This window comes from Mesobacillus maritimus, from assembly GCF_023715205.1.
Taxonomy (GTDB): domain Bacteria; phylum Bacillota; class Bacilli; order Bacillales; family Cytobacillaceae; genus Mesobacillus_B; species Mesobacillus_B maritimus_C.
In genome coordinates, this window is the sequence record NZ_JAMBNR010000132.1 from 1 (window position 1) to 255 (window position 255).

Sequence of the window (255 nt, forward strand, 5' to 3'; positions counted from 1 at the left end):
TTTTGGGGGTGTTTTTATGGTCAAATATAGTGAGGAATTTAAAATAAAGCTTGTTACTGAGTATTTACATGGAAATCTTGGATATAACTCATTGGCGAAGAAATACAATATGCCCTCTCAAACACCAATACAAGATTGGGTAAGAGCCTATAAGACCCAAGGGGTTGAAGGATTAAAGCGAAGAAAAATGAAGGAAGCTTATTCTATTAAATTTAAATTAGATACGATACAATTTATGCTAGAGACAGGTGCTTC

At 33.7% G+C, this 255-nt stretch carries 1 protein-coding gene; it reads left to right on the top strand.

What is annotated here, in order from left to right:
* Positions 1-16: 16 nt before the first annotated feature.
* The coding region (locus tag M3182_RS25955) for a helix-turn-helix domain-containing protein (protein WP_251560694.1) at positions 17-255 on the top strand (239 nt) is incomplete at its 3' end.